This window comes from Thermoflavifilum thermophilum (assembly GCF_900116565.1).
Classification (GTDB): domain Bacteria; phylum Bacteroidota; class Bacteroidia; order Chitinophagales; family Chitinophagaceae; genus Thermoflavifilum; species Thermoflavifilum thermophilum.
Genome location: NZ_FPCJ01000001.1, coordinates 1520010 through 1526463, shown reverse-complemented (window position 1 = coordinate 1526463; position 6454 = coordinate 1520010). Strand labels below are relative to the sequence as shown.

Below are 6454 nucleotides of genomic sequence, written 5' to 3'. Positions count from 1 at the left end.
TCTTATAAGGTATTCGTGTTTTTCAACTCCGTTGAAAAATGAAAGCTAATCACAACCGCAGTTCATTGCGCAATGAAAGGCGGCTGATGCTATCAATTGTTTCATCTGTATAACCCTGCAGGGCGTGATAGATGCCATCCACCACATCGAAAAACTGCAGATTCGTTGATCGCACATCTGCTGGAGCAATAGCGCTGGTAGAAGGCGAAAAGTCGAAGGCTACGCGTATGGTAATCTGCAATTGAACGCGCTGCAGGGTATCTGTTTCATCATCGGCATTCATTATTTCCAGGCTTATCAATGCCGCTGGAAATGCAATAGCCGGGCGGATGTCATATTGATCGATCTGACCTTTATCCAGGTCAATGTATTTTAGGGCTTGCACACTGGTAAGCAATTGCATGATGGTTTCAAATATCTGCTTCATTTGATGAATTGTTTTACTTCCTGAATAATTCGTTTTTGAATCTCCGCGCGCAACACCGGGCTGTCGCCCATAAATTGCCTGCGCGGTATGTGAATAATGCGCTGCCCATAGGTGAATCCCCGGCCGGGTATCTTTCCAGGTTGGAACTTACCCTTTTTAACTCCGCGTTTGTATCTGTTTCTGATGAATGTTTCGGAACGGGGAGCCTGCACAATGGTGCCCCCTTCATTGTGTATCCGGGCATATGGGATAGCGCTGCTGGTGCCCACCACAACGGCGTTTTGACTTACTTGCTTCACCTGAATGCTGCGTTCCAGTGCGCCGGTTTGTATTAAAATGGGCTTACCCAGGCTGCGCTTGGTTTCGCGTTTGCGTTTGGGCCAGGGCTCAAAAGTTTGCCCCTGCCAGCCCTGTAGCCTGAAATTGGTTTTAAAAAAATTCACGGCTTCATTGCCTATAATGGGAGGCAGCTGGCGAATGAGACCCAAAACCCGGTTTATGAATGCATCAGTTTTCACAATATTTTAACAATAATTTTTTCTAATGCGGAATACGATTTGATATTTTTGTATTGGACTGGGCTGCGGCCCGGACCATCCCAACCGCAAGGTTGGGTTTTTTATTTCCTCTTGAATTCATAAAATTTACCTTGATAATAAAAAATCACTTTGTTCAAATTAGCATGCTGGTCAAATCTTTCTTTTGTGATACTTTCAAGTGTTGATAGGTTCATTTCATTTTCTATAATGATAATTACATTAGATGCTTGATGGCTTGCTTTCCTAATGTTTTGATCTATAGCATTTATTGTTAAATTCTCTGGTCTTTTTACTTCAAAATATTCACCGTTAACACGCAAGTCAGGATTTTTTCTGGGAAATGCATTGGGTAGTATTTTGCTTCTTCTTTCTGCCTCTGTTTCAGGAATCTCAGGCAATATTTCAACTTTTTTCCCTCCATCTGCCAAATCTGTAGAAACCTGCCTGCCGGCAGGCAGGCTGGCAACAGCAGTGCGGTATTCGGTTTCCAATCGGCTTACATGATAGCCAATAAGCTTTTAAAGAGCTAAGCGACAAAAAGTTTGAAAGCAAATCACAACATATAAGAAACGAAGGTACAGCTATTTGAAATTGAAGAAATAATAAATTTTTAATCAGGAGGTTATATTTGCATTGGCAGTAACGTAGTGGCGGGTATCTGAAATCCAATGGCAGCAAAGAGTTGGGTGGAGTGAAATGGAGCCAGATATCTACTTGTTGTACACTGTCTCCATCATTTATTAAACTCCTCTAAATCTACTATTGTATGGATAATACCAATACTGCCTCTTTCATAGTTAAATCCTTCATTTTCTTCTCTCCCACTTCCATCATCTGAATTTGCGTATTCGTTGCTATAAAAAGAACCTATGAAATTCAAAATATTTTCTAGCCGGTCATTTTCTGCTTTTCTTTTAATGGCATTAAGCAAAACTTGTAAAAATCGGAGAGCCGAACTGTTATAGGGTATATTTTTTGCGTATACCAATTCTCCTATATGTCCAAGCAAATATTTATTTGAGAAATCATACGAATTAAATGCTATGCAATTATTTCCTAATATTGGCAAATTACAAACAAATGGGGAATATCTATAATATCCAGGTAAATAGTGGATAAGCTTATGAAAAAAATAAAAGCATTCCTCAATATCATAATCAAATAATAAACAAAAAGGGCACATAATAGTTTGTATAGTTTCCATCTCCAATTTGAATAAATCATAAAGCGATATAGTACTTTTTTTTGATAAAAGAACTTCTAATTTCTTTGAACTAATTAGAGCAAAATCACCTGGAAAATAAAGCAACCCATGACTGCCCAGACAACCTAAATAATTAGGTAAACTGTATTCATTTGAAGGTATTAGTGAATTCTTTGCTCCCTTAAACGTTGGGAATCTGGAAAGTAAATAAACCTGCTCTTTAGCACTTCTACTAGAAAAACTCCATGAAACATCTTTTGATTTTTTTACTTGATTTATAGTCATTTTCTCAAAATATTTTTTGCTATTACATACAATAGATAATATGAAAATAATATCCCCAAGTTCTCTTTTAGTGTTATTCCCATCATAACTAAATTCTACGTAAGATTTATTACCGTGAATAAAAATGGAATTAGTTTTAATGCTAAACTTCAAGCTTTTCCCTTGTGTTTTGAATGTCCCCACGCTATTTATAATAGATTCAATAATTTTAACTATATGATTTTCAGGTTTTTTGTAACTATTTTGCACACCAGCTATTAATTTATGTGATAATAATTTCCAATGATGTTTGAATTTATCATCATTCGTAATTTCAACATACTTTTTAATGCAATTCACTACATCTCTCATTTTTTAACTCCCTATTTATACCTGTTTACAAAGGCGATAGCACATAATACGTAAATATATGCAATAAATTCTTTTTTTTGAATACTTAGGGCTGGAAAGCTTCTAAAATAATAGAACATGGCGTAATCTGAAAAAAACAGAAAATTTTGGAAAATTTTACGGAACTTATAGAAATTAACCGCTATGCGGTTTCTTTCATTCAATCTTACAAAAATGCCATATCCGCATTCTGAAATGCATTTCCCAATAATATCCCGTAAATATCTCTATGTCTTATCAAAAAATTGGGCGGGTGCCGTTCAGTTTTTGTACTACCGATGTGGGGTAAAAATTATCAACTGAATTGTTTATATCCCAGTAGCAGGGAATACAGATTACTGATTGTTTAATCCAGAGAAGAGGTGCAGAAAATCATTTTATCCTATAATAATTCAAACGCAAAGCCATAAAGGAGAATGTTTTTAATAATACATTTTTTAAACTTTAAGTTATTGAAAATGAATAACTTGATTTTTACTAAAATTTTTCCTGGGTAATAGTGATTATTTACCCTTCTTTTCCATTTTAACGGTTGTTGGAAGTTTATCAAAGAGCGTTTTTGAAAGCAAATCACAAAGCCCGCACCTATCGCAAAAGGAAGATTTAAAACAAAAATCGATTTGAAAAAGGGTGATTTTTATACCAGGGGAAAATGTATAGAATGCATGAAATAAAAAATCCCAACCTTTTAGTTGGGGGTGATCCGGGCCGCAGCCCAGACCAATGCAAGTATAACAAAAATATTTTTTTTGGAAAATTTCAACACATGCTTACCCAACCGATGAGCCGGCTTCCGGAAGAAACGGAATTGCAGGCGAAACATGATTTACAATTTTTTGATAGCAAGTATGCCAAAAAAAATTAATTTTGTGATGTAGCGAGCCATGGCGGGTTAAAGGCCTGGCCAGCACCTGGCAGATGATGGGGGCGGGGCCGGCTGGTGCCCCACCAGCGCTAATGGCAAGTGAATCTGCATAAAAAGACCTCGGCATCGTTACCGGGGTTTTTTTATTACCCCTGCACATAGGTTGGCCACATAGCAAGCTCAGCTGCGGACAGCATGCTACACAAAGTTCCCAGATGAAGTACATAAGTGTGATGACCAGCAGCAAGATTGCACCGTGTAAGCGTCAGCCATCAAAATCAATTCCGGCAGCACAACGGTTTAGAAACAGCCATTTATAAACGGGATAGTCAGCATGCGTATTTCCGGCATGGCCGGTAAAATGATTCTCTGAAACCTATAAATATCCGAATCACAAGCAACATTGTTGTTGCAGAAAAATTTGCGATTCAACGATTCAAATATCATTCATCTGATTTCTTTTGATACACCCGTACATAATCAACTTCCATCCTTGCGGGGAAAATGTTGGGATCAATGCCATGTTGCCCACCCCAATCACCCCCTATTGCAATATTCAAGATCAAATAACAGGGTTTATCAAAGGGCCATTCTGCAAAGGTTTTATGTTCATTTGCAAAATGCAGATACCGGATGCTATCCACATAAAAATCAATATACTCAGGCGTCCATTCAATTGCATACACATGAAAAGCATCCATACAATCCGGCACATCTATGATGGCAGTTTTCTGAGTATTTTGCGGCCAGTTGTACGCGCCGGTGTGAATGCTGCCATGAATCTTACCGGGATCAAAACCCACATGTTCCATGATATCAATTTCACCGCAGGCAGGCCATCCCACCTGGTGAATATCATCGCCCAACATCCAGATGGCTGGCCAGGTACCACGCCCACGTGGCAGCTTAGCTCTCACTTCTATACGCCCATAAGTCCAGCTGGCCTTACCATGGGTAATCAAACTGGCAGAGGTAATGGGCCGCACGGCGCCATCGATAAATGCAGAATCATTTCGAGCTTCAATAATGAGCATCCCATTTTCCACACGCGCATTTTCCGGCCGAGCTTTCGTATAATATTGCTTTTCATGATTGCGCAGATAACCCTGTTCATAATTCCATTTGGTGCTATCGGGCAAACCAGAATCATCAAACTCATCATGCCAGACAAGCTGCCAATGCATATGCCCCGTATCCTGAAGAATGGTATTAGAGCAGAGATGGGCTGGCAAGGGAAAAAGCAAAAATGTTTTTCCGCTCATCCACATCATAGCCAGATTTAGCAGAAAGCAGATCATGGGAAATTTTTTTTACGCCAATCCATATTCAAGAAAATCTATTCGTGCTGTATTTGTCCATTTACCTGCTCATCTTCCTCCTCATCCTCAGCTGCCTGCAACAAGGCTTGCGGCAATGCCTTACTTGGAGAAACGCCCAGCCGCCCTACTCGCTTAGCTATATTCAAGAGATTACCACGACCGGTTAATGTTATCATGGTACTTTCATACACCTCCTGCGTTTTCCGGATTCGATCACCCAATTCTTCCAGTCGTTGACACAAGATAGAAAATTTATCGAGCATTTTTTTGGCTTCTTCAGCAATTTGCTGGGCATTTTTTTGTTGCTTTTCCTGCTGCCAGATCGTGGCTACCAATTTCAAAGTAGCTAGCAGATTGGAAGGTCCAACAATGATGATGTTTTTATGAAAAGCATATTCATACAAATCGTTATCTACTTTTAAAGCCAATAAAAAGGCAGCTTCTATCGGCATAAAAAGAAACACAAAATCCAATGATTGCTGGCCATGAATATTCGGGTAATTTTTTTTACTCAATCCATCAATATGATTGCGTATAGACTGTACATGCTGGCGTAACAGCTGATCCTGCTCCTGGGGATTATCAGAATGCACATAATTTTCATAGGCCACCAGCGAGACTTTGGCATCAATAATCAGGTATTTATCACCAGGCAAATAAATCACCACATCGGGTTGTAAACGGTTACCATGATCACCCGTGAAGCTCTCCTGCTGGACGTATTCCCGACCTTTTTCGAGTCCGGATAATTCCAAAATTCTTTTCAAAATCATTTCCCCCCATATCCCGCGTGTTTTGCTTTCGCCTTTTAAAGCCTTTGTAAGATTTCTGGCTTCTTCCGTGATTTGCTGGTTCAGCTGTTTGAGATGTTCCAGTTCGGTTTTTAATGCCGAATGATTTTGGATGTTTTCTTTGTTGGATTCTTCTACTTTCTTTTCAAATTCACCGATTTTTTCTTTCAGGGGATTCAGGATTTCCCGGATGCGTTCGGTGTTTTGCTCGGTGAATTTTTTAGACTTTTCTTCAAAGATGCGGTTGGCCAGGTTTTCAAATTCCTGATGAAACTGCTTGCGGATTTCCTGTATCTCTTCTTTTTGTTCAGACAGTTTTTGCTTTAGCTGTTCGTTAAGGGCGTGTAGCTGATGGTTTTCTGCAATGAGTTGCTCAATTTTTTGTTCTTTTTGTTGAAGCTGGGCATTGGTATCTTGATATTGTTGCTGATATAGCTCACTTTGTGTTTGATACCGGGAAAGTTGTTGCTGAACTTCCTGTATCTGCAAACGGGCATTTTCCAGGTCCCGACTCCATTGGGCCTGAACCCTAACCCTGGCAATGAACCAGCCAATGAGAAAAGCGGCCACAGCTAAAATGGCCAGCACGACGAAGAATAATAGGTTCATGATAAAATGATTTATTCAAAATTAA

At 39.2% G+C, this 6454-nt stretch carries 6 protein-coding genes; all 6 read right to left on the bottom strand.

Annotation, left to right across the window (positions count from 1 at the left end; translation table 11 throughout):
- Positions 1-49: 49 nt before the first annotated feature.
- The 6 genes from BM367_RS06485 to rmuC all read right to left on the bottom strand — a co-directional run bounded on the left by BM367_RS06485 (position 50) and on the right by rmuC (position 6429).
- The gene (locus tag BM367_RS06485; protein ID WP_092459094.1) at positions 50-427 is read right to left on the bottom strand and encodes a hypothetical protein; all 378 of its coding nucleotides are present in this window, start codon (positions 425-427) and stop codon (positions 50-52) included.
- A complete protein-coding gene (locus tag BM367_RS06480; RefSeq protein WP_177224136.1) occupies positions 424-945 on the bottom strand; it encodes a phage virion morphogenesis family protein in 522 nt (173 codons plus the stop codon). The genes BM367_RS06485 and BM367_RS06480 overlap by 4 nt, the downstream gene beginning before the upstream one ends.
- Positions 946-1046: 101 nt before the next feature.
- Complete coding sequence (locus BM367_RS06475) at positions 1047-1457, bottom strand: CdiA C-terminal domain-containing protein (protein WP_092459090.1); 411 nt, start codon at positions 1455-1457, stop codon at positions 1047-1049.
- 242 nt (positions 1458-1699) lie between these two features.
- The gene (locus BM367_RS06470) at positions 1700-2806 is read right to left on the bottom strand and encodes a hypothetical protein (protein WP_092459088.1); all 1107 of its coding nucleotides are present in this window, start codon (positions 2804-2806) and stop codon (positions 1700-1702) included.
- Positions 2807-4153: 1347 nt separating this feature from the next.
- On the bottom strand, positions 4154-5008 hold the full coding sequence (locus tag BM367_RS06455; protein ID WP_222842581.1) for a glycoside hydrolase family 16 protein: 855 nt from the start codon (positions 5006-5008) through the stop codon (positions 4154-4156).
- A 38-nt stretch (positions 5009-5046) separates the two neighbouring features.
- Positions 5047-6429: a DNA recombination protein RmuC gene (gene rmuC, locus BM367_RS06450; RefSeq protein ID WP_092459082.1), complete on the bottom strand. Its 1383-nt coding sequence runs from the start codon at positions 6427-6429 to the stop codon at positions 5047-5049.
- Positions 6430-6454 lie beyond the last annotated feature (25 nt).

Bases quoted from the DNA above. Each gene is read 5' to 3' on its own strand.
- BM367_RS06485 (WP_092459094.1), bottom strand. From the start codon at position 427: ATGAAGCAGATATTTGAAACCATCATGCAATTGCTTACCAGTGTGCAA.
- BM367_RS06470 (WP_092459088.1), bottom strand. From the start codon at position 2,806: ATGAGAGATGTAGTGAATTGCATTAAAAAGTATGTTGAAATTACGAAT.
- BM367_RS06455 (WP_222842581.1), bottom strand. From the start codon at position 5,008: ATGATCTGCTTTCTGCTAAATCTGGCTATGATGTGGATGAGCGGAAAA.
- rmuC (WP_092459082.1), bottom strand. From the start codon at position 6,429: ATGAACCTATTATTCTTCGTCGTGCTGGCCATTTTAGCTGTGGCCGCT.